Source organism: Neobacillus paridis, assembly GCF_016765675.1.
Classification (GTDB): Bacteria; Bacillota; Bacilli; order Bacillales; family Cytobacillaceae; genus Neobacillus; species Neobacillus paridis.
The window spans coordinates 1-528 of record NZ_JAESWB010000308.1 but is presented as its reverse complement, the minus strand read 5'-3'; the positions used below and the strand labels follow the sequence as shown (position 1 = coordinate 528).

General features: G+C 55.1%; 1 protein-coding gene. It reads left to right on the top strand.

Annotated elements, in window-relative coordinates:
- A partial coding sequence (locus JK635_RS24420) for a hypothetical protein (protein ID WP_235888227.1) occupies positions 1 to 249 on the top strand: 249 nt, incomplete at its 5' end.
- Positions 250 to 528: the final 279 nt, after the last annotated feature.

The following is a 528-nucleotide window of genomic DNA, read 5'->3' as shown; positions in this document are numbered from 1 at the left end:
CCGATAGCCATCCCGCTGCGTGAAGCTGCTCCAGTGCTACGTCGAGACAAGGAAACCGGGAAGGGCGATACGGCTGATGACGGTTCCAATATAGTTCTGTCGCAAGCCAGGCTATTGAGTAATATCAGTATGTTTCATGCACCACAAGGCCAAGCCATTTCCTGGATCCTGGCTGAAGCGCATTCCGAAATGAGTGTCGGCCAAAACTATATCCATTCGGAATCGTCCCATCGACACCGGCGTCTCTGACCCATGCAAGGCAGTAAAGCCGGCTGCGGCGCACCACCGAATGCATTTGACGGCTCTCTCAATACTGCAGGTTTGGGCACCGGCTAGACGCGGTCAAAACGCCCGATGCACCCTGACTCCGGCACGCGGCTGTTTTTCCATCTCGGCGCTACACCATGAATCCGTGCTCGACACATGTCCTGGCGGACGTCGCGTTGCGTTTCGGTGAATGACCTGCGCTCTTATTCATTCTGGTGATGATCGGTAACACGAACCGGAATTGGAAAGACTCCATAGGGG